We start from the raw sequence: 23,506 nt of genomic DNA, 5'->3' as shown, positions 1-23,506 counted from the left end.
AAAAAAACAAACGACCTACCCGGTCATTTGTTTAACTCATATATATTTTTCGTTTCTTCTATCATTTTAGCTAACGAGAAATACCTCACTGCTTTCTCTCGTGCTTTCAATCTAATATCATTTACCCTTTGTTCATCCCCTTGTAGTTCTTCAAGTGCACTTGCGAATTCAGATTCGCAATATTCAGATATTAAAACACCTGATTCTCCATCTATTACCGCTTCATGTATTCCACCAACATCTATTGAAACAATTGGTGTCCCTGTAGCCATCGCTTCAATTACTACCATTGGAAACACTTCACGAAAAGATAATAAAAGTAAAGCATCCATATTCCCTATAAACTCATGCGGCTCTGAAATATTCCCTAGCATCTTCACCCTTTGCTGTAATCCATATTTTTCTATTTCTTTCATAATCGATTCTTTCTCTGGTCCATCACCAGCAATATAAAACATAAAATCATTTCTCTTTTTCAACACATTTGCAATTTTGACAAATAGTTGATGGTTTTTCTCTTTGGATAATCTAGCTAATATCCCTATTTTATATGTAGATTCTTTCTTTTTCTGCTGGAATAAAAACTTTTCAATATCGACACCGTTATAAATTGTATTTATTTTTTCTTCTGCTACATGAATTGAAATTAAATTATTCTTCTCAAACTCACTTACTGTAATAATATTGTTCACATATTTATTCATGAAATAACGAAAAAGCGTTGGCATTTTCTTTTCTAATATCGTTACATTATGTTTCGTATAAACAATTTTCATCTTTTTTTTAATAAACTTTTGAATTAGAAAAGCATATAATACCATTCGCAAACTATTTGCATGAATAAGTTCTATCTTTCGTTTACAAATTTCGTTTCGTAAATAATAAATATTTCTCAAATGATTCCATCGACTAAGTAATATAAAATTTTCTTTTCTAGTAAGAGATTCATATAGTTCTCCATCACCTGCAGCTGTATAAATCTTAAAATCATCATAACGCAAATTACTTTCCAATTTACAAAAATAGCTCTCGGCTCCGCCAGTTATCAATTTATCTGTCATCAACAGTATATTCATAATTGCGTCTTCCCAACTACATTGATTTTATTTTTTTTATAAGCATGATAAGCATACTTACTAAAATAGTAAAAAATTTGCACCGAATTCAGTCGTTCTTGTTCCCTTAACAATTTCCAATACCGGAAAGCTGCTCTAATTTTATTTCTAGAAACAGAATTTGTAACAATTCTATATTTTGCTAACACTTGCTGTATCCCTTTTGCTTCATACCCTTCATGTAATAAGTTCAGCCATAACGCTGTATCTTCCGGCTGTATACTAGGCATTTCGACATATGGAATTTTTTCACGATCAATCATCACTGTTAAACAACCGATAATTGTATTTCCTACTAAATAATGATAGTCAACAGATTTTGGTGCACTCACTTCACGATTTAATTCATTACCGTTTTCATCAATTAAACTATACGACGCATATGAAAAAGCAATATTCATTTCTTCCATAAATAACAATTGTGTCTTCAATTTATGCGGCAACCATATATCATCGCTATCTAAAAAGGCAATGTACCTTCCTCTCGCCTCTTGGATCGCTAAATTCCGAGCTTTAGCAGCACCAACATTTTGTTTTAATGATAATAACCTAATACGTGAGTCTCCTTCTATTATATCTTTAATTTTTGTGGCAGATTGGTCGGTTGAACCGTCATCAACGATAAGCATTTCCCAGTTTTCATACGATTGATTCTGTACAGATAAAATTGTCTCACCTATAAATCGCATACTATTATAAGAAGGTGTTATTACAGAAACATAAGGCGGCTCGTTATGTGCTGATAGACATTTTACCATCTATCTTTCCCCTTCCTTCATATATTGAAATATACTTCACAACAACTGCTAAAAATAAAAAGAATGCTTCGTTAATAATGAGTGACAATGACATCATCTGAAATATAAATGCAATCATAGTCAATAGAAGATATGGTTTTTCACGAAACAAAGTATGCTGCGCTAGCTTGAACATTAATATGAATAAAAACGCGCTATATAGAAGAAAACCAATTGTACCCGATTCAGACAAGATTTCTAAAAATGTATTGTGTACATATAATTTTTCATTAAATTGATACTCATAATAATTCGAAAAGTTAAAAGCACCGATTCCGATATATGGATTGGATAAATAATATTTAAAAGCAGCTTCCCATAATGTAAATCTACCACTTCCATTATCATGGGAAAAATCAGAAATTCGTTTATTTAATATGTCATCTAATTGCCCCCCCATTACACTATTCGATAAACTAAAAATAACTACACTAAACAATACTAAACTTATAATTATTTTTATTTTTTTAGCGAAACTAGACATACATATATATACAAAAACGACAAGCACAAGCGCTAGTATACCACCCCTTGAAAAAGTTAATAAACTCGTCGTAACACATAAAATTAACCCTAGAATGTTAGTGATATTTTGTAAATTCGTCATATAGTACATAAAAAATATTGTATTATAGAAAATAAAGATGTTAGGATCATCTAGCAATCCAATTAACCGTGGATATCCTCTATCCACTAATAAACCAGCAAAAATTTCTCTCTCTTCTCCACCGTATAAACTAAAGTATTGTAAACCGATTATATAGAGTATTAGACTTACAACATTAAATACTACTCCTACATAAGCAATAGATGATTCAAGTACCACTATTTCAGTATTCCCCAATAAATTTCTCATTATAAAATAGCATCCTAAAACGAGTAGCACGCCAAAAATCATACGAATACTAGCATTTAAATACATAGAAAGAATTCCACTTAAACAATAAATGAAATAAAACAGTAAAAATATAACTTCATAAAAATATAATTTTTGAATATGAAAGTCTTTAATTGTTAAACAAAAATATATGACTAAAAAAATCATATATATCTTCAATGAAAATCCAATATATAAATTGTATTTACTTAACATAACAAATAATATTAGAAGAATAATCCATCCCATCGATACTTTCATATTATTTTCCATAGGCTATATCCCCTGTTTCGTAATATAATCCTTTTTGCGTATTTTTCTTATAAAAGAAAGAAGAAGTTTTTTTAGCTCATAATCATATAGGAATATGGCAGCTAGTACAATTAGTATATTAAGAACAAGCGCAATTAAATGATATGTATGCAATATATATTGCACTCCAATAAAGGTTACACCAAAATAAATTGTATACGGTATTACAATTTGGAATACAATTTTTTTCTTCACTACACTCACTGCTATATATCCCACTAAAGCGACTATTTCAAATAAAACCATAGCGTATGCTGCTCCTATCACTTCACCAAGACTACTAAAGCTATAAAGCATAACCCCACCTATCACCAATGCTACACACTGCACAACAGTTCTCTTATTTTGACATCCACTCGTCGTTAAACCGTCAGCGATGGCAATATTTAAACTTTGTAGCACAATAAGAAATGATAATATTTGGAGTGGCTCTACTGCATTGCTCCATTCTTCATGAAAAAATATAGAAATAAAGTATGGTGCTAAATGATATAAACCGATCGTCATACATATTCCTACAATCGCCATTGATTTAATTTGAAGTAAATTTAATTTCGTATGCTCTTCTATATTATTCTGGTTATAATGCTTAAAGAGCACTGGAAAAAATGCACCTGCAATTACCCCTGGTACTTGATATAAAGCTGCCGGCATCCGGTACGCCACTGCAAAAATACCTACCATACTTAATGGCAATGTATAGTTAAGCAAGATAGGTGCTAATTGTGGCGTACTCATTATTAAAAAACCGCTAATAATAAAGGGAGTTAATTGCCAAAATAACGCTTTATGAATTACGACTTTCATATTCATTTTCGTCTTTTTTCTCATGATATATATACTGAATAAACCACCGATCATATACCCAAAACCATATAAACGAGCCGTTACATACACCGGTAACTCTCCGAAAATACAAAAACATGTAATTATAATGACAACTGATGCTGATACAACTTTTATGAGTGCTATATACTTCATACGTTCCGTCAGTTGAAAATAGGCAATCCCTATGTTTTGCCAAGTTAATCCTATTAACATGAAAAACATTACGTTTATCATCATATAAATTAAATTTTTATCCGCATACATATAATGAATAGCAATATAACCGATTATAGAAATAAGAATAAGTAGAATCATCCTTATTTTTATATACGATGATAAAATCTTCTCTAAATCTGCTCCATCCTTTGCCCCTTCTCGAAGAAACGTATTACTAAGTCCTAAGTCTGTAAAAAATAACATAACAAACGTCACTGCTATGGCAACACTAAACATCCCATAATGTTGTGCGTTAAAAAAGTTTGCTAAAACAATTAAACTGACGGCCTGAAGAAGGTTAGCTAAAATCGTACTATAAAATAGATGGATAATATTGTTTAGAATAGATCTACCCATACAAGTTCTCCTTTGCAAGTAACCTACTTACATATGTTGTTTGTTTACATATATATTTATCTTGCACCATTACCGTTCAATACAATTAAAACGGTTTTACATAAAATACGGATGTCCATCCGAAATGTTTTCATTTCAATATACTCCATGTCCAGCCTCAACTTTTCCTTTGGATCAAGATTATATCCTCCATTTATTTGTGCCCATCCTGTTAGTCCTGGTTTTACTATTAAACGTTCCTTAAATTCTGGAATATACGCATCAAATTCATTATAAAAAAACTCTCTCTCTGGTCTAGGACCTACAAAAGACATATCTCCTCTTAAAATATTTAAAAGTTGTGGTAATTCATCAATTCTCGTTTTTCTTATAAACAATCCAACTTTTGTAATTCTTGAATCATGTTCTTTTGCCCATTGTGGGCCATTTATTTCAGCATCCTTTACCATTGATCTTAATTTAAATACATTAAACTTCTTCCCGTTTATACCTAAACGTTCTTGAAAGTAAATTGGAGCCCCTGATGTTTCTAAAGTAATCATAATACAAAAGAACAACATAATTGGTATCGTTAATAGTAACAATATGAGTGAAAATATAATATCAAACAAGCGTTTTACACTTCGATTCAATATGCTAGGCTTTTCTTGAGCCGGAATCGTATACAACTTGGCTTGATTTGTTTCACGAATCATGGATCGTTACCCCCACATTCAAGAATATAAAATTATACCTATTAATTCACATTCTTTCCTATTTATATCCGCTATTACTTTTTGCACTGTACGTAGTGAATCTTTTCGCTTTTTAACTGCTAAGACCACTCCATCGCATTTCTCTGCAATAATGTGCGTAGCAGGAAGATCAAATACTTCAGAAGAATAAAAGAAAATGTAATCAAAATCTTCTTTCCACTTAGCAATCGCATTATCAAATTCATCCATAGCAACTAAGGGCGTCCCTGTGTGTACTGTTTTTTTTGCAGGAATACAATATAAGTATTTAGACAAATTACTAGAAAAAGATTCATAATTGTAGGGGGAAGAGCTTATTATATCGTTTACTATTATCATGTGATCACTTTGTAATAATACATGTAATTGAGGGTCAGAAAAATTCACATCAATAAGTAACACCTTTTTCTTCATTTCCGCAAACACTAGACCCATATTTACTATAAGCGAGGCAACAACCCCTCTGTCCTTCGTTGAACTAACTGTGAACAGTTGTTTTCCAGTTTTTTTCAGATCGTGATACACCGTATAAAACTGCTCTTTCATCAGATCATCATGCAGATCGAATGGCAGCTGTTTCTTTGTCCTAAACATCGACATGTTCACCTCGATATATAGATGATTGTTTATCAACCTCTGTAGGTTTCTTTTTTCTATTCGATTTCATATTTATGTGACCAATAACAGAGACTGTTGTTATTTTCTCTAAATCTTGTTCCGTGTATATACGTTCATCAAAATAATCTCGAAATACAGCTAAACCTATCCCAACAAAAAAACTAACAATTAAGGAAATAGGAATGATCAGTTGAAATTTTGGAAACAACTTTTCAGCCTGTTCCTGTAACTCAGGATCCGTCAACACTTTCACACCTTGTACATTTGTGTACTGTTGAAAACTTTGTTGTGATTGCTCTGCCAATGTCTTTACAATGTCTTTCACGACTTTCGGATTGGAATCTTTTACTATAACAGTTACAATTTGCGAGTTGTCTGTATTCACCACCGAGATTTTTTGTGCTAATTCATAACTTGATTGCTCTAATTTCAAAGTTTTTTTGACTGTTGATATAATTAATGGGCTTTTTAAAATATCAACATACGATGTTACTAGTTGCTTATTTTCTTGTGTTTTATTTGTTGAATTTTCCTTATTAAACTCATCTAAATTCCCAACAAGAATTTGCGTTGAATATTGATATGACGGCTTTAAAACATACATAGAGATAAGAACTAAAGAAGCGGTTAAACAACACATCGTTAAAATAATCGTTACGAATCTTCTTTTCAATAATTGTTGAAAATCTTTTATACTCATTTCTTGCTTCAATTATTTCACCGCCCTTTTCTGAATAACATCCTGCAAGTCACCCTTTACAGATAACCCTCTCTTCTTTCTATCCACTTGTTTTGTTACATAGTTTCCGACTCTGAATGCAAATTTTTCTACATATATATACGAAAGTATTGCAAGTATAAACGAAAAAATAAGGGAAAAAATTAAAATAATAGGCAACGGTAATATTTCATGGAGCATGTATATAAGGGAAAACAACGATATAATATGGTATAAATAAAGACTGTAAGAAATCTTCCCTAAATATAACAAGTATTTATTGCGTAGCAAGGATGACAAAGTTGATATTGACAAGCTTAATATGACAAATAGACTTGCACTTATCGCCACTACGTAGTCTCGAAATATGAAATTATTGAGCACTTTCATTTCTCCAATAAGTCCTTCGTACATAAAAAGTAAAATCGCAAATAAAAACCATGCAATTTTCGTGTTTTTAGTACAATTACTATAAAAAACTATTAATTTATTTTTATACTTCGCAATTAGTGCCCCTAGTAAAAACAGCACCGTATAATGCAATGTTAATGCATAGCTTGTTAATGTTAAGCCCGAGCGAAACAAAAATAATATTACGACAGAACATATACTAAAACTAAACAATAATAGTAATGAACACCTCAACGTTTTTCGTAAGCAAATCATCAAAATTAGCGGAAAAATTATTGATATTCGCATTTCATGGACAAGTGACCAAATCACACCGTTATATGCATCTGTATTATATTTCCCAACCAATAAAATATGTTGCGCTATTAAACTTGAAGAACTTTCAATCGTCCACGAGCGATTAAACCATTCACTTAAATAAGAAATACCATATCCACTAATTGTAGTCTGGCATATAATAGCTATAATTAGTGCTACAATATAGGGAATGTATATTCTGCATATACGTTTTAAAAGGTATGATCCATAACTACTATAGGTTTTTTGAATAGATTCATACAAAACAAATCCGCTCAAAACAAAAAAGATAATAACAGATTCATTACCACTACTAAAAATTAGACGAGCAGGCGTTTCTTTTAATAGATACACAACAAATGGTTTATTATCTTCATAACTGTAATTTTGAAATGCTGAAAAAATCATTAAATGATGACCGATCATTACTATTAATGAAGAAATCCCTCTTATAGAATCCAATTCCTCGTATCTCTTCATCTTTTTACATCAACTCCTAATGAAATGATAATAATCATTTCAAAGCGACATCTTTATTCATATTCCTCTCCTTTCTTTTCATTCCAATTTTTCATATTAAAATGATTTTATAGTATAAATTTGAGTGTATTGTAACATTTTTTGTAATATTATGAATAGCGAATCTCAAAAATTGGTATATACCAATTTCAACCTCGAAAAATGAGTAATATTGATAGAAAAACGCTATAAAAATATCTTGCAAATTTACATAAATTAAAGAGATGCATAGCGTTTTTTCAATATAAAATAAAAAAGATAGCCTGCATAGGCTATCTTTTTTATTTTATTTAATTACTAGCACCACTATATGCTACATGTCGTTTCTCAATTCTCTCTTCAATTTCTTTCATATTTTCTTTATTATTTAATAGTGATTGTTTATTTTCAATTAATAATTGTTTAAAAGATTTTCTCACTTTTTTTCTCATTTTCATTGTCCTCCTTGGGGGATGGTTTATATAAAAGATAAAGAATTATCTGTGTGTCCTTATAATAATTGATTGTTGTGAATTCTATTTGAACTTCATATGAAAATTCCGTTTATTTTCTGACAACTTTGTGAACACGAAAAAAAAGACTCTCTAAAACTATGTTGAAATTAATTCACTTCATTATAAAAATTACTATTTTCATCAACTTTTATCATTATATCTTGTCGAAACATTTATATATTTAAAATTGAGTTCGACATAATTTTATTTACTATCATACTGTTTACAAAAACAAAAAGAAGGTGTCACCAAGTCAAAGTTCGACTTATGCAACATCCCTCTTTCCAAACTATTTATAGCATATTTATTAATATTTCAGGTCTTCCCCAATTCATTTCTTCACAAACAAATCTAAGTTTTTCTTCATCCATTGTGTGTAATCCCTCTTCTAGTAAACATGAAATCGGAACTTCACAGTGAATTTGTGCTAATTGCAACGAAATATTTAAGTTCTCTAAATCACTTTCAATCTTCGTACGCTGCGCTTTTGTTAATGATTCTACATTTTCTAGTACAGCGGATACTGTTCCGTGCTCTTGAATAAGCTTATACGCTGTTTTTTCACCTATACCTTTTACACCTGGATAATTATCACTTGTATCTCCCATGAAAGCTTTTGCATGGACGATTTGCCACGGCTCTACACCTTTTTCTTCCATGATTCTCTCCGGTGTGTAATATTCGTAATTTCCAATTCCTTTACGCAGAAGCATAACTGTAACGTTCTTATCAACAAGTTGAAGTAAATCTGTATCACCAGTTAAAATATAAACTTCAGCTTCATTGCAGTATTGTTTTGCAAGCGTACCGATACAATCGTCCGCTTCGTAGCCTTTCATACCGATAACTGGAATGGATAATTTCGCAGTCATTTCTTGCACTAAATCAAATTGAGGAATTAATTCTTCTGGTGGCGCTGCACGATTTGCTTTATAATTCGAGAACGATTCTGTTCTAAATGTCGTACTTCCCATATCCCAGCATGTAACGATATGTGTTGGTTCGATCGCTTGCGTAGCTGTTAACAAGTGTTTCATATAACCATGAATCCCGTTCGTAGGGGTTCCATCTTGTCGTTTCATAAATTGTCCGTAGACACTTGTTGCGTAAAAAGCACGAAATAATAGTGCCATACCATCAACTAATAATACTTTTTTCATAATTCCTCTCCTATTAAAAAAATAATAACCTCACGTTATCACGTAAGGTTATATAAATAGATTACCATTCTACGTTTTTGCTCAACTTTGTCTATTATACATTGTTTTTGTATATTTAGCACCATTAACACATTAAGACGTTCTACTACAACAAGTATGCAATATGCCTGAATACGTATTTTTTCCAGTAGAAACAACGATAGCTTTTGCATTTCCACTAACGATATGCGAACCTTTAAAACATACATTTTCAAGCTCAAGTGGATTATAATCTTTCATCCGTTTTAATGGAATAAATCGTTTACGTTCAAGGTGATAGCAGCTCTCAAACTTCTCTATATTCGCTTCGTTTCCCGTTAACACAGACTCATTCACTAATAAATCATCTGCATAAATAATACGTACATCAGCTGGCACAGCATCTCCAGCCGAAAGAAAAATCATATCTCCAGGTACAAGTTCTTGCACTGGTATCTCCATCATTTTCAGTTCACTATTTAGCCCTGTACTACTAGAACATTCTACTCTAGATACAGTAATCGTTTCACGTTGTAATTCATCACACACACGTTGTTTTGAAAAACCTGGAATCATGCCACCTAGCTTCATCATTACTTCTGCAAGAAGTGCTCTTTTTGAAGTTAGTTCATTTCGGCCATATACTTGAATACGTTTTTGTGCCTCTTTCATTGATAGTCCGTCTCTTGTTGTTTTAAAATATGCAAATACAGATTTTACATCTCTTGTTGCAATTTCAATTAATAAATCTTTATTTTTTTGGAGCATTGTTTGTTCTTTTATTGATTTTTTACTTAGTTTATATGACGTGTTACCCACAGTTTTGTTTGCATATAACATATTATCGTCTCCTCCTTTACAACATAGGAAGAAACGCTTTGTTTCTCAATTTATCCACTTTACTGTGAAAGTGTCTCGCGCTTTATAAACGCTATATTGTGATAAATATAGAGGGAGGAACAAATCGTTTCCTGCCTACATCATATATTTTTGATTTGAAGTATATGGGTAACGGAACCGAGTCAGAATTTGACATGCTCCTCACCTCCTCGTTTAATTTTATAGTTTATACTATGAAATTACTCATAGCTTGGTAACAAAAAAGACCCCTACCCTTAAGAGAGTAGCGGCCATTACATACACAAATAAACGATTTCTAATATAATTAGAAATCTACGGACCTCTCCCTCACCGAGTTTTAGCACTGTATAGCATAGGTACATTACCAGCTACGTTAAGAAAAACCTTAATTCGATCATTCCTGTTGACCCATTGGCGTCTCTCGACATTTTTGGGCAGTAGCATTTCTCTATACAGGAGCCTCACCTAACAGAGACTTATTTTCATTACATTGAAAATGTTACTCTTATTTAAAATAGATGTCAACCGTAGCCTACAATTTTTTCAAAAGGTATGGCAAACTAACGTATATAAAGTGTAACTTTAATCAGTGGGGGTTTTGTTCATCCCCCACTGATTATTAGCCCTCACCAATCGGGCTTTTACGGAATAAAATAAAAAACTTTACGTTTAAACGTAAAGTTTTTAATAAGTTATACAACCAGCAATTACAATCCCAATTGAAAGCGATAAAAACATAAGAAAAAGACCGACTGCTTGATTATCTTCTTCGAGACTTTTGTTTATATTAAAGCGTGGTGTAAGCCACTCAGCTAAATAAAAGACGATAATTTGAGCCAAAATCCCAACTGCTCCCCACGAAATCATATCAAGAAGTGAAATTGAATTAGCTGCTGTCGAATATAAAACAACAGCTAACCCAAGTAATCGTCCTCCAAGCACATAGCTTACCGCCTTATTTCCTTGAGCCATTAACTTAAATTCCTTTACTTTCGTTGTCACTTCCATCAAGAACAGACCTATACATAAAAGGCCGAGTGTTACTACTAAATATAATAAAAAATTAATCATTTTTCCCCCTCCTTTTTATACCTACCGGTAAATAGTACGATTCATTTCCTGTAATCTTTTCTCCCGCACGAATACCGATACTACTCGCTTTTCCAGCAATTAAAAACGAACCAAACACATATGACAGTTTCTCGATCCCTTTTTCTGTTTCCAAGGATACGACTGGCAGTTCGATATACTTTTGAAATATCGGCAGTGACGCTTTATACGTTTGGTGTGCATTTTGAAGCATAATATTTTCGTCTTTATCGCAAATCGTAATTGTATCTCCTTCTCTCCCAAATGAAGGTTTTTGAACGAAAGAACCTTTTCCTAAAAATAAATCTGGTTCTAAATATGTAGGTAACATATATTCTTTAATCCACTGTTGTTCCTCATTTGTATAAAAGGCCTCTTCTTCTGCTAACCCCCAAATAAGACACTGAATTGATTTTGGCTGAAGTAAAAATGCTGACAAAGGATTTATTATAAAAAGCTTTCCGGCTTTTACAAGTTGTAACAGTTCCACACCTACCAAATCTCCTGTTTCAGGATCTTGATCCTCAATTAAATCTTCTATCGGATATGTTTGGCGATATAAAACATCAATCTTCGCCCCATCTTTATCGACTAGAGCATCCTTTGTAATTCTAAGTTCTGACATTGGCACTACTTTATTTTCAACATGGCATAGCTGACTTAAATACATAGTGGTATTCCAATCCTCGATATGTTCATGATGTGCTGTAAAAACAACATTTGGATTATCTAATCCCTTTGTCGCTTCCATTACTGCTTTCGTTACACCAGAAGATAGCAATCGTTCTTGATCCGAGTTTGGATCATCATAGCCTAGATTTCCACATACTTTCCCATTCATTTGAAAACATTCCACAATAAAAGTTGGTGTATCACTATTAAACTCAAGCATTTTGATTTTGTTATCCTCTGTTACAGCAAAATCAAATCGCGAAATTACAGATTCAGGATAGAGCCCTTTCATTCTAATGAAAGATAAACTCGCGGATGGAAAGCCAAGATCTAGAAGCTGTTCGTCACTTAAATTACGCAGCAGTCTAGCAGTCTTAAAAAATATTTTCCCCATTCGTTCAGTCGCTAAGTGTAATTGATCCAAAGTCTGATTTGTTATAGAAAAAACATGAAACAAACTATACTCACATTCATATAAATCCGACCAAAAATCCGGATATTTTAAATAAAATTCTTTTCGATCCCTTATGTATTGCGACATATTTTAGCCCCCAAATCCTCCCTTTGAACCGCTTCCAATTCCACCTTTAAATTCAGCAGACGATTGATACGATTTAAACGCCGATGAATTTTTAAAAGTGGATTTATTTTGATAGTATCGCCCACCATAGAAATAATGCCCACGATAACCTGAACTACTATCATCACACTGCCATACCCCAAGTTCATCATCCCAATCCCAATCAGAACAACTATTATCATTCGGTTTTGGGGGAAGATCTTGTGCGCAACCAAATAAAGTGCCAGTCATTAAAGACGTTACGACACCACCTACTAGCCATTTCGTTTTTGTCACCTTCGCACTCCCCTTTTTAAATTCTATTCCTATTATATAGGATAGCATGATAAAGTAGAAGAAAAAGGAAGAAGAGGGATTAAATGCGCTTAGAATATCGACTTAATGATGAAACGAAAGGGTATCCTGCTTTATGGAACTACGCCAATATTTCTAATTCTGAAATTATCGCACGCATGACTTGTGAATATTTTATTAAAGAGAAAAATACTTATGTTGTTACTGCAACTTCGGTTGATCCAGACGGAACAGCAGTTATTTATATTCAAAAAGAAGTTTTCGCAAATGACCCTTCAGACCCTACATACTCCTACATCGGTTTTGAAATTAGAGAACTAAGTGAAACGAGTTCAAGCATAGTAGATAGTCAAGATGTATGGAACTATGAAGAAATTTTACCATCTCTTCATTCAGATATTATATATATTCAGCGAGACGGCATGTCTATGGAATTCTCCTTAGATTCAAGAGAGATTGATGAAGACAGAAAGTGCTACATTTATTACGGAAACTTCACAGGTGAATCAAGATAATATTGATATATCTATGCAACAAAAAAACCTTACGTATAAAACGTAAGGTTTTTATATAGCCCCACATATGCCGTTCTCTCTAGATGTCCATAAACCTGCTCTCACAGGTGGATGCTCTCACAAATGTTTGTAACTTCCTTCTTAAAAAGATGGCATGTTAGCTACATTTAAATATTGAACTTCCATATTAAACTTATTGGTTTAAGACATGCATAAGCTACGTACACCGTAGGAATTTTATATAAGGTTAGTTGAAATAAGACCCCCGCACGTGCCGCTCCTCGTAAATGTCCAAAAACCCGCTACTCGCAGGTGGATGCCCTCACAGTTACCGTACATCTTCCTCCACAAGGAAGGCTTGATGATGGTCGCTAAATATTGAGCTTCCGTATAACTAACATCGGTTTTAGACATAAATAAGTTACGCACACCGCAGGATGTATTATTTACTTGTCGTTATATTATCACATTGTTTCCAATGTGTAAAATACAAAGTTTTTCGAGCAATCTCTTGCTTGTGACCTTATTTTAATACAAATTATTTTTGCATGCAAGTGATTAATCTTCTTCTTTTGCAATTTGATTTTCTGGATAAGAAATCCAATCACTCCAGCTACCTGCATACAATTTTACATTTTGGAATCCAGCCAATTTTAATGCAACGATATTTGGACATGCCGTAACACCAGAACCACAATATACAATTGTTTCCTTATCTTTCGACAGATTTTCGAATCGTTCTTGTTGCCCAGCTTCATTCTTAAATTGTCCTGATTGCAACATTCCATCCTTCCAGAAATGGTTTACCGCTGTTGGAATATGTCCTGCTTTATGATCGACAAGTTCCTCGACACCAGCATAACGCTTTGGCTCTCTAGAATCAATTAATGTAACATCCGCACCTGCACGGATATTCTCTCTGACCGTTTCCATCGTTACAAGCATATGATCTTGTATGTTTGTTTTGAATGTTTTTCGTATAACAACAGGAATTTCCGTTGTTGTCGGTAGTCCATTCTCTTTCCAAGCCGGGAAACCACCATCTAATATATATACTTTCTCATGTCCTACATAGTTACATAACCACCATAAACGAGCAGCATTTGCACCGGCTTGACTGTCATACGCAATTACTGTCGTATGCTCATCAATACCAGCCTCCGAAAGCTTGTCTGCAAACTCCTCAATATTTGGTAAAGGATGGCGGCCACCATGTTCTGCTATAGGACTTGATAAATCTAAATTCAAATCAAAATATAACGCATGAGGAATATGTCCTTCTTCATACTTTTCTCTACCCCAATTAGGATTCGCTAAATCAAAACGACAATCGATTATACGGACATTCTCATCTTCTATATGCTCACGTAACCATTCGACTGTAACTATCATCTTTAAAGACCTTCTTTCTCTTTCAAACGACTTACATACTCCATAACCATTTCTTCTGTAACATATTTACGCTGCAAGGTAACACCATTTTTTGCAAGATCATTAATTTGCTTCGTTACAACATTAATGACATCAACCGAAAATTCTTTCCCATTTGACGCAAGAGATACGGCAGCTTCAATAGCTGCTTCACGCTGTGCATCTAATTGTAAACATGCTTTTACACTTTCATTTTGTTTACGAGAATGTGCTGTAATTGCTTTATGTACTTCCATCTTCTCTTCCCCCTAAATAGTTATACGTTTTTATTCAATTCCATTGCAAGCCGGATCATATCACGACATACAATCCCATTTTCAATAATCTCTTCTTCATAATGCTTCGAAAAGTAATCAAAATCAATAGAAAAAATACGAAATCCACATTTTTGATATAAAGCAAGTTGTGAAACACTAGAATTGCCTGTACCAACTTCAAGTTTTGACATACCGTATCTTTTAGCAGTTTCTACAGCATGCCTTAATAGCTTCTTCCCAATCCCTTTTCCTTGTAAATGCTCTGCAACCGCAATATTCATGATTTCCATCGTCTTTGGCCTTGTTTCCAAAAGAACATATACACCGATAACGCTCCCCCCCTGCTTAGCTACGTATGTTAATCCTCTTTGTACATATGTAGCTATTTGCCGTTCACTTGGATCAGCAAGTAGCAATAAAGACTTCGGTATAGCCTCTTTTGGAATACGTTCTATTACAACAGACATAAAAAATTCCCCCTTCTCTATTGTTCTAAACCCTCCTTGTCTACCATAAGTAATAGAAAGGAGGGATTCACCATGGACAACAATGAGAAAAAATGCAACGTCATCTCTATTGATGGAAAGAAGAAGAAAAGCGACACGTATTCCTATCCAAAATTAGTAGTTGAAAACAAAACATATGAATTTTCTTCATTCGTCTTATGCGGTGAAACACCAGATGGCAGACGACTCGTTCTTACTCATATGATTTCTACCGATGAATTTGCTGGATTTGTAAAATCTTTAGATACTGTACTGCAAAAGAAAATTGAACGAATCTTTTTCTCATAACGACTATATAACATAAATTTCTTTTTCAATCTCTACTAACTGCTTTTGCAATTGTTCTTGACTTTGTTCATATAGAGATACATCGATCGTTTCAGCCAATGCAAACAATATACTTTCATAATAGTTCATCACATCTTGCTGCATCACTTTTTGGAATAAGTTCCACTTCATATCCCACTCTTGCTTATAATGATGAACAAATAAATCTTTTTCATCAGCTACATAGTTTGATACGAACGGTTCTAATACAGATTTAGCGTCTTCTTGCATAAAAGCTTTGTCATTCTTTTCAAAAAAGCTTTTCTCATTTTTAAAATGTGCCAGTGCTTTTTTGAAATCTTTTATTTCAACTGAAGGGAACGGTTCTTTATGTGTAATATCTTTATATTCATACTCCACTGTTCCATTCATAGAAATTGATTCATTTTCTACTTTACAGTTCACTATAATTTCGTCCTTTGCACGCTTCATCGCTTCGTCTATCCATTTTTCAAGGCGTAATGATGTCGCACGCATTTCTTGCAATAAATCATGCTGAATAAATGCTACTAATTCCATAACACACTGTTGCAATTGTGTTTTCACATTTCCATCCGTTCGAAGTGACGCCGGATTAATAAATTCAGTAAACACATCGTTATAGCGTAGGAATAGACGCTGTTGCACGTAATAAAGCAACTCTTTCACTTCATTTTGCATCGCCTGTTCTTCAGCAAGTACACTATATGATGAAATGATATGAAGTAGTTGATCACGCTCTGCTTCATATTTTTTCGTTTGCTTCTCTTTCTCTTCATTCCCCTGTTTTGCACCCTTTATCATGTTTACTAAAAGCTGATCTGCCCCTTGCAAAGCACCATATAGAGCATGCACAGAAACAAGCATTAAATCTCTCATCATAAAGGACGTAAATGATTCCTCAAACTTCGTAATCCCAGAGTTTTGTAAAATACCATACTTCTCTTTTTCAACATTCTTTCCTTGTTTCTCTTCAAGCGCACATAAACTTGAAATTGCAAATAAACGCGGATTTCTAATACCGTATTGCAGCAGCTGATCTGCGATATAACCTTTTACCATTTCAAGTTCTTCTTCAGACTCTGCTAAATCCGCCGCATTAATTAAGAAGAACATTTTATCAAGGGCAAAAGTATCCTTTACACGACCAAGCTGAATTAAAAATTCACGGTCAGCACGAGAGAATACATGATTATAATATGTTACAAATAAAATAGCATCTGCGTTTTTAATATACTGGAATGCAACATCCGTATGGCGAGCATTAATAGAATCCGCTCCAGGTGTGTCTACAAGCGCTACTCCCTGCCTTGTTAAAGCACAATCATAATAAAGTTCCATATACTCAACGAAGCATGATTTCTCTTCATTCGCTACATAATCAGAGAACTCTTCTAATGTAACTTGTACTTGTTCTCCTAAATAAGTAGAAACTGCATCATACCCTTTTTGTACCGCTCGTAAAAAGCTAAATGTTGTTTTTTGCTTCCCAGTTGGTGAAGGATATTTCATAACTTTATCAATTTGTGCTAACGCTTCATCTAACGTAGCAATCTCATAATGAAACAGCTTATAAACAGCTTTCATATCTTCTAATAACGCTTGCTTTGATTTAAACTGAACAATTACTGTTCCGTGTGGTTTTTCCTCTGTAACCGGCAAAATTTGATTAATCGTTGCCGTCGTCGGGTTTGGTGATACAGGAAGTACTTTCTCACCGAGTAAGGCATTGGCAAATGATGATTTTCCAGCACTAAATGCCCCGAATAACGCTACTGTAAATTGTTTTGTTTCCACACGTCTTCTTTTCTCTATTACCTCTTGCTGTACATGTTTCAGCGCAGGCAATGGCTCTAATATCGTTTCAGCTTTTTTCACTTTCTCTAATATCCGCTGAATATTTAAAGCCACCGTTCCTTTCAGCTCTTCTTCATGAACCGCTACGTTATTGTTTACGATTTCCTGCTCTTGTAGTGTAAATTTCTCACTAACAATTTGTGCCTCCCTTTGCAATATCTCATCTATTTGCAACCCTTCAGGCGTAGCAACATGATCGTGCCAAACATTTCGTAAATAGTCTTCATATGCCTCCAAATTGTTACTGTATTGTAATTGTGTTTCTTTCGCCGTTTGCAACATCGTATATGTTTCAATCTCTTCTTCAATACGAGCAACTGCTTCCCTCACCTTTTGCTTTAAAACGACCGCACTTTTATCAAAAATTTGCTGTGCTTTTATAAAATAACGTTTCTTCAGTTCATTCGCTACATCCGCTGTATAAAGAAGTAAGTAATCACCTGTGAAACCTGCACCTTGTTTAATTACTTCGGCCAACATTTCTGGTCCGAAAGCAATTTCTAACCCATATATGTCTTTCCCAATTTCCTCCGTGAACAATCCTTCTTCTTTTAAGAAGGCTACAATAAATTCCTTCACATGAAAATCAAGCTGCGTTTCAACAGTCTTTTGAAGGGCAGAATAAAACGCCTCTACACGTCTTTGTTTTTCTTGCTCCGTCTTTCCTTTCGAAAATAGCAAACCGACCTTAAATTTTGTTAATTTCGTTTCTAAATATGCATTTGCCAATTCTCTCATTTCAAACGGCATTAAATATGCGTTATCTAATATAGCTTGTAAACCTTTTATAAATTCGTTTCTCACATAAGATTCTTTACTTGCCTCACGATTTTTCGCTTCCGTTAACTCTTCCTTCTTTTCAACTACCTCTGAAATAGAAAGTGGTGATGCTAACTCTTCCTCATATTTCAAGAGAGCTTTTTCATTTTCAGAAACAATAAACGAGAAATGTTCCCCCATTAAATATTCTGTTTCTCGCTCCATTCCAGTCCTTACATACTGCTCTTTTTCTTTCATAATAGAAGTAATTAACGCTTCTAAGCTTCTAATTTCATTATGTGGATGGTTCATCATTCGTAATGACGTATAATAAACACCATCTACTTCAATATCCCAGTTAGAGAATGATTGTTTTACACTATCTTTATAATTCTCAAACGATAATTCATTTTCTTTATGTTTATCTATTTGATTTACAACGAGATAAACCGTTTTATTACGTTGTTTCAATTCTTTAACAAATTGTAAATTCACTTCCGATTGGACGTGATTATAATCCATCATATAAAAAATGACATCTGCCAGATGAAGTGTCGACTCTGTCGCTAATTGATGGGCATCATCTGTTGAATCGATCCCTGGTGTATCAACTAACATAACCCCTTCAGGAATCGGCGCGTCGTTTCGATAAATATGAACACCAATTACTTCATCGCCGTCTTTACAAATTTGTTTTAATTCTTCTGCTGAATATGCACCGTCATATTCGTACTGCTCTCCAGATTTAACCGTTACAACAACACGATCCATTCCTTTTTCAATTTTGACAACGTTAGCGCTTGTCGGAATTGGACTTGTCGGTAACAACTGCGCTTTATATAGATGATTCATCATCGTTGATTTCCCTGCAGAGAAGTGACCGCAGAACGCTATCATAAGCTGTTCTTGTTTATATTTTTGAATTACCTCAAACAACTTTAAACTATTCTCTGCATCGCCGTGTTTTTGCCACTCTTCATAAAAACAAACAAGTTTTTTCATACCGTTTGTCTGTACTATGTTTGTCATCCCCTTGTTCCCCTTTATCCAAGATGTATATACTTTTCCCCGCTATTTGCGAGCTCATAACCAGTGAGAGTTACACCTACCCATTGATTACAGTTTCACTTTACTATCATACTAAATTTTCAGCATATTCTCATTAAAAATAAAAAATCCCTTTCATTCTTTTTACAAATGAAAGGGATTTTATGTCATATCACTCATTTTGCTGTTCCTACTCCATTTAAAACATACTTCGCAATAACTGCATATACAGCGACTGTACCTGCTACTAATGCATATACCATACTTACGCACCAACCTTTTTTTGATAATGATTATCACTTTTGAATACAGTTTATCATTAAAGAGAATCATTATCAACACTTTTCATAAAGAAAGCTCCTTATAAGAAGGAGCTTTACTGCCTGTTTTGAAAAAGGTTAAAACTTGTTGTGCACTCTTATTATATCTCATCCTACATAACTTAACAGTTTAAAAAAATGGAAATATCCCCTATCCCCCTCCACCTTACATTTTGTATAATAAAAGGGAATTACTTAACAAGGAGGAAAAAAATGACACAAAATCTCACACAAGGCGAGAGGATACACTCCATTGATATTATTAGAGGAATAGCTGTACTAGGTATTTTTCTTGTAAATTGGCCTGTTATCGCCGGGGTTGACTCACGTGATCTTTCAGGAATTTACGAAGGGATAGACAGCTACATTCGCCTATTTTACGATATGTTTATTCAAACGAAATTTTATACAATTTTTTCGTTTTTATTCGGATTAGGTTTTTATATTTTTATGAGTCGTGCTGAAGCGAAAATAGATCATCCGAAAATTTTATTTGTTCGCCGCTTACTTATTTTATTACTATTCGGTTTCTTACATTACGTTCTTTTATGGGACGGAGACATTTTACATACTTATGCGATTGCTGGATTTTTCTTATTTTTATTTTATAAGAGAGAACCTCGTACTATTTTAATATGGGCTATCGTTTTATTGAGTATTTTTCAATTCATTATGCTAATGGCTGGTATTACGGTTGCATTGGTACCAAAGGAAGAGCTAGGTTTTTCCTTACCTATCATGCCATTAGAAGACTGGCTGTCACAAATACAAAATCGTTTCCATGCATTTTACGCTGATGGAATTGGATTAAATTTACTTATGCTCCCAGAAACAGTTGGGCTGTTTTTACTTGGTTTATACGCCGGCAAAAAGGATATTTTCCGCCGCGCGAAAGAGTTAGATCCAAAGCTTAAAAAATGGCAAATTATTATGTTCCTTTTTACATTACCAATGTGGTTCTTCATGGTTCGTTACTTCTTATCAAAACCATTTTATGAACCAATTTATATGCAGGTCTTTACAATGTTTAGCGGAAAAACATTATTCATATTCTACATTTTCACACTAATGCGTTTATTACAAAAAGAAAAATGGCAAACGTTATTACGTCCATTCCAATACGTTGGACGAATGGCATTAACAAATTACATCTCGCATACAATTGTTACATTACTTGTATTCGGGCTATTGTTTAAAAATGATTATCTGGCTCCACTATGGGTTGGACCACTATTCTGCATTAGTTTCTACACGTTACAAATCTTTATTAGCCGCTGGTGGCTTTCACATTACCAATACGGACCACTTGAGTACATTTGGCGTCTTGGTACTTACGGGAAAATGATGCCACTTAAAAAGAAAAGCAAGGTCTCATAACGAGACCTTGCTTTTTTACGCTTCTCTTACTGCACTTTGCATAGATACTGGCTCTTCTTCTACTTTCACTTTGCGCTGCGGCACCATATTAAATACGATATTTAAAAGTACTGCTGACGCACTTCCAAGTACAATTCCGTTATCTGTTAAAATACGAATGCTTTCTGGGAGTTGTGAAAATAATGTAGGAACGACTGTTACGCCAAGCCCAATTCCGACAGAACATGCAACGATTAATAAGTTTTCCTGTCTTCCGAAGTCAACGCTACTTAACATTTTAATACCATATGCCATAACCATACCGAACATCGCTAACATCGCACCGCCCAGTACTGATTTCGGAATAATTGTTGTAATAGCTGCGATTTTAGGAATGAAACCAAGTGCGATTAACATACCACCGCAAGTATAAATAATAACGCGATTTCTTACTCCAGTTAATTGAACAAGTCCTACGTTTTGAGAGTATGTTGTATATGGGAACGCGTTGAAAATGCCACCTAACACCATCGCTAATCCTTCTGCGCGATAGCCTTTTGTTAATTCTTTTTCACCGATTTTTTTATTGCAAATATCAGATAATGCAAAGTATACACCCGTTGCTTCTACAATCCCTACACAAGCAACGAGAATCATCGTAATAATTGGTGTTAATTCAAATGTTGGTGTACCAAAGTAAAATGGTTGAATACCGTGGAACCAATCCGCCTCTCCAACCGCTTGCAAACTTACTTTCCCCATAAACGCTGCAACGATAGTACCGAACAATAGACCTAGTAAAATAGAGATTGAACGAATAAATCCATCAAAGAAACGATACATAATGATGATAAATAATAACACACCAAAGGCTAATGCTAAATTTTCAAGACTACCGAAATCCTTACTTCCTACTCCTCCAGCCATATCATTAATTGCTGCTGGAACAAGTGTAACTCCAATTACAGTAACAACAGATCCTGTTACAACAGGTGGAAACAGTTTTACAAGTTTTCCAAATAATTTCGCAAAAATAACAACGAATAACCCAGCAGCAATAATTGCTCCATAAATTGAAGACACACCATATTGTTTTCCAATCGCAATCATCGGTCCAACGGCTGTAAATGTACAACCAAGTACAACGGGAAGTCCTATACCGAAAAAGCGATTTGATAATGCTTGTAAAATTGTCGCAACGCCGCACATTAATAAATCAATTGAGACTAAATATGTTAACTCTTTTTGATTTAAACCAAGTCCACCGCCCACAATAAGCGGAACGATAATTGCTCCAGCATACATTGCAAGCATATGCTGCATACCAAGCGATGCAATTTTAAATGGATGCTGCTTCATCGTTTATTTCACCTCCGCAGTTTCTTGCTGTACAAATGTAACTGTGCCGTTATCAAGTGATGCAATTTCTGCTAGTGATTCAACACGAACGCCTTGTTCACGAAGCTTCTTTCCTCCATCTTGAAATGCTTTTTCAATAACAATTCCAATTCCTGCAATACTCGCTCCAGCTTGCTCTACTAAACTCATTAAACCTAAAGCAGCCTGACCGTTTGCTAAAAAGTCATCGATGATTAATACACGATCATTTTCATCGATATGATTTCGAGATAATGAAATTTCATTTGTTTCTTGTTTTGTAAATGAATATACGTTTGCAACGTACATATTATCTTGTAACGTTAACGATTTACGTTTTCGTGCAAAAATTACTTTTACACCAAGCTCTAATGCAGCCATAACTGCTGGTGCAATGCCTGAAGATTCAATCGTCACGATTTTTGTAATGTTCTCTTCTTTAAAACGTTTAGCAAATTCTTTTCCGATTTCTTGCATAAGTACTGGATCAATTTGATGATTTAAAAAAGCATCTACCTTTAATACGTCACCAGATAAAACCTTTCCTTCGTTCAAAATCTTTTCTTGTAATACTTTCATGTTTGTTCCCCCTCTTATGCAATAAAAAAACTCCAAAAGCCGCCACCACTCGTTACAAGTGAGAGACGCGCTTTTGGAGTTTCGCAAAAAAAGAATGCTAAACAAGCAATTATATTCGTCCTCACTCATAGTCAAAGTATTTACGGTACTTCGGTAGAAACTTGCAGGCCATATCCCCGCGATTATATGAGTGTAGCTAACTATTTATTTTATAGAAGGATTATAACGT

Annotated in this window: 23 protein-coding genes, 2 other RNA genes and 2 riboswitches; of the genes, 3 read left to right on the top strand and 22 right to left on the bottom strand. The window is 34.0% G+C overall.

Annotation, left to right across the window (positions count from 1 at the left end; all coding sequences use genetic code 11):
• Positions 1–23 precede the first annotated feature (23 nt).
• The 14 genes from ACS2QP_RS08940 to ACS2QP_RS08875 form a co-directional block, all read right to left on the bottom strand.
• Positions 24–1,076 (bottom strand): glycosyltransferase family 4 protein, encoded by a 1,053-nt coding sequence (locus ACS2QP_RS08940; RefSeq protein WP_001023704.1) that lies wholly within the window; start codon positions 1,074–1,076, stop codon positions 24–26.
• Positions 1,073–1,873, bottom strand: a complete 801-nt coding sequence (locus ACS2QP_RS08935) for a glycosyltransferase family 2 protein (protein ID WP_000237687.1) — start codon at positions 1,871–1,873, stop codon at positions 1,073–1,075. Before ACS2QP_RS08935 ends, ACS2QP_RS08940 begins: the two co-directional genes overlap by 4 nt.
• A complete protein-coding gene (locus tag ACS2QP_RS08930) occupies positions 1,848–3,062 on the bottom strand; it encodes an O-antigen ligase family protein (protein WP_224201296.1) in 1,215 nt (404 codons plus the stop codon). The genes ACS2QP_RS08935 and ACS2QP_RS08930 overlap by 26 nt, the downstream gene beginning before the upstream one ends.
• Positions 3,063–3,065: 3 nt before the next feature.
• Positions 3,066–4,502, bottom strand: coding sequence for an oligosaccharide flippase family protein (locus ACS2QP_RS08925; RefSeq protein ID WP_332283742.1), 1,437 nt, complete (start codon positions 4,500–4,502; stop codon positions 3,066–3,068).
• Between the two features lie 56 nt (positions 4,503–4,558).
• Positions 4,559–5,197 (bottom strand): sugar transferase, encoded by a 639-nt coding sequence (locus tag ACS2QP_RS08920; RefSeq protein ID WP_000617653.1) that lies wholly within the window; start codon positions 5,195–5,197, stop codon positions 4,559–4,561.
• 18 nt (positions 5,198–5,215) lie between these two features.
• Positions 5,216–5,836 carry a CpsD/CapB family tyrosine-protein kinase gene (locus tag ACS2QP_RS08915; RefSeq protein ID WP_438882340.1) on the bottom strand — a complete coding sequence of 207 codons (621 nt, stop codon included), beginning with the start codon at positions 5,834–5,836 and terminating at the stop codon, positions 5,216–5,218.
• Positions 5,823–6,566 carry a YveK family protein gene (locus ACS2QP_RS08910; RefSeq protein ID WP_332283741.1) on the bottom strand — a complete coding sequence of 248 codons (744 nt, stop codon included), beginning with the start codon at positions 6,564–6,566 and terminating at the stop codon, positions 5,823–5,825. The genes ACS2QP_RS08915 and ACS2QP_RS08910 overlap by 14 nt, the downstream gene beginning before the upstream one ends.
• Positions 6,567–7,760, bottom strand: coding sequence for an acyltransferase family protein (locus ACS2QP_RS08905; protein ID WP_332283740.1), 1,194 nt, complete (start codon positions 7,758–7,760; stop codon positions 6,567–6,569).
• A 329-nt stretch (positions 7,761–8,089) separates the two neighbouring features.
• Entirely contained in the window at positions 8,090–8,230 is a 141-nt protein-coding gene (locus tag ACS2QP_RS08900; protein WP_001228048.1) for an FbpB family small basic protein, read from the bottom strand.
• A 356-nt stretch (positions 8,231–8,586) separates the two neighbouring features.
• Positions 8,587–9,453, bottom strand: coding sequence for a 5'-3' exonuclease (locus tag ACS2QP_RS08895; RefSeq protein ID WP_000757073.1), 867 nt, complete (start codon positions 9,451–9,453; stop codon positions 8,587–8,589).
• A 132-nt stretch (positions 9,454–9,585) separates the two neighbouring features.
• Positions 9,586–10,311: a P-type ATPase gene (locus tag ACS2QP_RS08890; RefSeq protein ID WP_000964949.1), complete on the bottom strand. Its 726-nt coding sequence runs from the start codon at positions 10,309–10,311 to the stop codon at positions 9,586–9,588.
• Positions 10,312–10,646: 335 nt separating this feature from the next.
• A riboswitch (M-box (ykoK) riboswitch) is annotated at positions 10,647–10,812 on the bottom strand.
• A gap of 204 nt (positions 10,813–11,016) precedes the next feature.
• Positions 11,017–11,403 (bottom strand): DUF350 domain-containing protein, encoded by a 387-nt coding sequence (locus ACS2QP_RS08885; protein WP_000606869.1) that lies wholly within the window; start codon positions 11,401–11,403, stop codon positions 11,017–11,019.
• A complete protein-coding gene (locus tag ACS2QP_RS08880) occupies positions 11,396–12,634 on the bottom strand; it encodes a glutathionylspermidine synthase family protein (protein WP_332283739.1) in 1,239 nt (412 codons plus the stop codon). Before ACS2QP_RS08880 ends, ACS2QP_RS08885 begins: the two co-directional genes overlap by 8 nt.
• 3 nt (positions 12,635–12,637) lie before the next feature.
• Positions 12,638–12,949 carry a hypothetical protein gene (locus tag ACS2QP_RS08875; protein WP_000169030.1) on the bottom strand — a complete coding sequence of 104 codons (312 nt, stop codon included), beginning with the start codon at positions 12,947–12,949 and terminating at the stop codon, positions 12,638–12,640.
• 83 nt (positions 12,950–13,032) lie between these two features.
• On the opposite strand from ACS2QP_RS08875, the gene ACS2QP_RS08870 reads away from it, so the two are divergent.
• On the top strand, positions 13,033–13,482 hold the full coding sequence (locus ACS2QP_RS08870) for a hypothetical protein (protein WP_001235524.1): 450 nt from the start codon (positions 13,033–13,035) through the stop codon (positions 13,480–13,482).
• 54 nt (positions 13,483–13,536) lie between these two features.
• On the opposite strand, the gene ssrS (ACS2QP_RS08865) is transcribed toward ACS2QP_RS08870, so the two are convergent.
• The 5 genes from ssrS (ACS2QP_RS08865) to ACS2QP_RS08845 all read right to left on the bottom strand — a co-directional run bounded on the left by ssrS (ACS2QP_RS08865) (position 13,537) and on the right by ACS2QP_RS08845 (position 15,637).
• Positions 13,537–13,720: non-coding RNA, 6S RNA (gene ssrS, locus ACS2QP_RS08865), on the bottom strand.
• A 21-nt stretch (positions 13,721–13,741) separates the two neighbouring features.
• Positions 13,742–13,924, bottom strand: a non-coding RNA gene (gene ssrS / locus ACS2QP_RS08860) — 6S RNA.
• A gap of 116 nt (positions 13,925–14,040) precedes the next feature.
• Positions 14,041–14,874 (bottom strand): sulfurtransferase, encoded by an 834-nt coding sequence (locus tag ACS2QP_RS08855; protein WP_332283738.1) that lies wholly within the window; start codon positions 14,872–14,874, stop codon positions 14,041–14,043.
• A 2-nt stretch (positions 14,875–14,876) separates the two neighbouring features.
• Complete coding sequence (locus ACS2QP_RS08850) at positions 14,877–15,149, bottom strand: YpbS family protein (protein WP_000451817.1); 273 nt, start codon at positions 15,147–15,149, stop codon at positions 14,877–14,879.
• Positions 15,150–15,169: 20 nt separating this feature from the next.
• Positions 15,170–15,637: a GNAT family N-acetyltransferase gene (locus ACS2QP_RS08845; RefSeq protein WP_438882339.1), complete on the bottom strand. Its 468-nt coding sequence runs from the start codon at positions 15,635–15,637 to the stop codon at positions 15,170–15,172.
• 72 nt (positions 15,638–15,709) lie between these two features.
• On the opposite strand from ACS2QP_RS08845, the gene ACS2QP_RS08840 reads away from it, so the two are divergent.
• A complete protein-coding gene (locus ACS2QP_RS08840) occupies positions 15,710–15,964 on the top strand; it encodes a DUF3931 domain-containing protein (RefSeq protein WP_000369740.1) in 255 nt (84 codons plus the stop codon).
• Positions 15,965–15,967: 3 nt separating this feature from the next.
• Here ACS2QP_RS08840 and ACS2QP_RS08835 read toward each other — a convergent pair whose 3' ends face one another.
• Positions 15,968–19,627 carry a dynamin family protein gene (locus ACS2QP_RS08835; RefSeq protein WP_438882338.1) on the bottom strand — a complete coding sequence of 1,220 codons (3,660 nt, stop codon included), beginning with the start codon at positions 19,625–19,627 and terminating at the stop codon, positions 15,968–15,970.
• Between the two features lie 551 nt (positions 19,628–20,178).
• Between ACS2QP_RS08835 and ACS2QP_RS08830 the strand changes: the two genes are divergently transcribed.
• The gene (locus ACS2QP_RS08830) at positions 20,179–21,342 is read left to right on the top strand and encodes a DUF418 domain-containing protein (RefSeq protein ID WP_332283736.1); all 1,164 of its coding nucleotides are present in this window, start codon (positions 20,179–20,181) and stop codon (positions 21,340–21,342) included.
• 15 nt (positions 21,343–21,357) lie between these two features.
• Here ACS2QP_RS08830 and pbuX read toward each other — a convergent pair whose 3' ends face one another.
• Both pbuX and ACS2QP_RS08820 read right to left on the bottom strand, forming a co-directional pair.
• The gene (pbuX, locus tag ACS2QP_RS08825) at positions 21,358–22,680 is read right to left on the bottom strand and encodes a xanthine permease PbuX (protein WP_000809213.1); all 1,323 of its coding nucleotides are present in this window, start codon (positions 22,678–22,680) and stop codon (positions 21,358–21,360) included.
• A 3-nt stretch (positions 22,681–22,683) separates the two neighbouring features.
• Positions 22,684–23,277: a xanthine phosphoribosyltransferase gene (locus ACS2QP_RS08820; protein WP_000866483.1), complete on the bottom strand. Its 594-nt coding sequence runs from the start codon at positions 23,275–23,277 to the stop codon at positions 22,684–22,686.
• A gap of 108 nt (positions 23,278–23,385) precedes the next feature.
• Positions 23,386–23,487, bottom strand: a riboswitch (purine riboswitch).
• Between the last annotated feature and the right edge of the window lie 19 nt (positions 23,488–23,506).

Origin of the sequence: Bacillus cereus group sp. Bce019 (assembly GCF_051781745.1) — a bacterium.
Classification (GTDB): domain Bacteria; phylum Bacillota; class Bacilli; order Bacillales; family Bacillaceae_G; genus Bacillus_A; species Bacillus_A cereus.
Note: the sequence above shows the minus strand (reverse complement) of the source record. Positions and strands in the feature narration are given on the sequence as shown.

What these genes read in the sequence shown, in the direction of transcription:
- ACS2QP_RS08940 (WP_001023704.1), bottom strand. Translation starts at nt 1,076, where the DNA reads ATGAATATACTGTTGATGACAGATAAATTGATAACTGGCGGAGCCGAG.
- pbuX (WP_000809213.1), bottom strand. Translation starts at nt 22,680, where the DNA reads ATGAAGCAGCATCCATTTAAAATTGCATCGCTTGGTATGCAGCATATG.
- ACS2QP_RS08835 (WP_438882338.1), bottom strand. Translation starts at nt 19,627, where the DNA reads ATGACAAACATAGTACAGACAAACGGTATGAAAAAACTTGTTTGTTTT.
- ACS2QP_RS08890 (WP_000964949.1), bottom strand. Translation starts at nt 10,311, where the DNA reads ATGTTATATGCAAACAAAACTGTGGGTAACACGTCATATAAACTAAGT.
- ACS2QP_RS08930 (WP_224201296.1), bottom strand. Translation starts at nt 3,062, where the DNA reads ATGGAAAATAATATGAAAGTATCGATGGGATGGATTATTCTTCTAATA.
- ACS2QP_RS08855 (WP_332283738.1), bottom strand. Translation starts at nt 14,874, where the DNA reads ATGATAGTTACAGTCGAATGGTTACGTGAGCATATAGAAGATGAGAAT.
- ACS2QP_RS08925 (WP_332283742.1), bottom strand. Translation starts at nt 4,502, where the DNA reads ATGGGTAGATCTATTCTAAACAATATTATCCATCTATTTTATAGTACG.
- ACS2QP_RS08840 (WP_000369740.1), top strand. Translation starts at nt 15,710, where the DNA reads ATGGACAACAATGAGAAAAAATGCAACGTCATCTCTATTGATGGAAAG.
- ACS2QP_RS08820 (WP_000866483.1), bottom strand. Translation starts at nt 23,277, where the DNA reads ATGAAAGTATTACAAGAAAAGATTTTGAACGAAGGAAAGGTTTTATCT.
- ACS2QP_RS08850 (WP_000451817.1), bottom strand. Translation starts at nt 15,149, where the DNA reads ATGGAAGTACATAAAGCAATTACAGCACATTCTCGTAAACAAAATGAA.
- ACS2QP_RS08920 (WP_000617653.1), bottom strand. Translation starts at nt 5,197, where the DNA reads ATGATTCGTGAAACAAATCAAGCCAAGTTGTATACGATTCCGGCTCAA.
- ACS2QP_RS08935 (WP_000237687.1), bottom strand. Translation starts at nt 1,873, where the DNA reads ATGGTAAAATGTCTATCAGCACATAACGAGCCGCCTTATGTTTCTGTA.
- ACS2QP_RS08830 (WP_332283736.1), top strand. Translation starts at nt 20,179, where the DNA reads ATGACACAAAATCTCACACAAGGCGAGAGGATACACTCCATTGATATT.
- ACS2QP_RS08900 (WP_001228048.1), bottom strand. Translation starts at nt 8,230, where the DNA reads ATGAGAAAAAAAGTGAGAAAATCTTTTAAACAATTATTAATTGAAAAT.
- ACS2QP_RS08885 (WP_000606869.1), bottom strand. Translation starts at nt 11,403, where the DNA reads ATGATTAATTTTTTATTATATTTAGTAGTAACACTCGGCCTTTTATGT.
- ACS2QP_RS08880 (WP_332283739.1), bottom strand. Translation starts at nt 12,634, where the DNA reads ATGTCGCAATACATAAGGGATCGAAAAGAATTTTATTTAAAATATCCG.
- ACS2QP_RS08915 (WP_438882340.1), bottom strand. Translation starts at nt 5,836, where the DNA reads ATGTCGATGTTTAGGACAAAGAAACAGCTGCCATTCGATCTGCATGAT.
- ACS2QP_RS08905 (WP_332283740.1), bottom strand. Translation starts at nt 7,760, where the DNA reads ATGAAGAGATACGAGGAATTGGATTCTATAAGAGGGATTTCTTCATTA.
- ACS2QP_RS08845 (WP_438882339.1), bottom strand. Translation starts at nt 15,637, where the DNA reads ATGTCTGTTGTAATAGAACGTATTCCAAAAGAGGCTATACCGAAGTCT.
- ACS2QP_RS08895 (WP_000757073.1), bottom strand. Translation starts at nt 9,453, where the DNA reads ATGAAAAAAGTATTATTAGTTGATGGTATGGCACTATTATTTCGTGCT.
- ACS2QP_RS08870 (WP_001235524.1), top strand. Translation starts at nt 13,033, where the DNA reads ATGCGCTTAGAATATCGACTTAATGATGAAACGAAAGGGTATCCTGCT.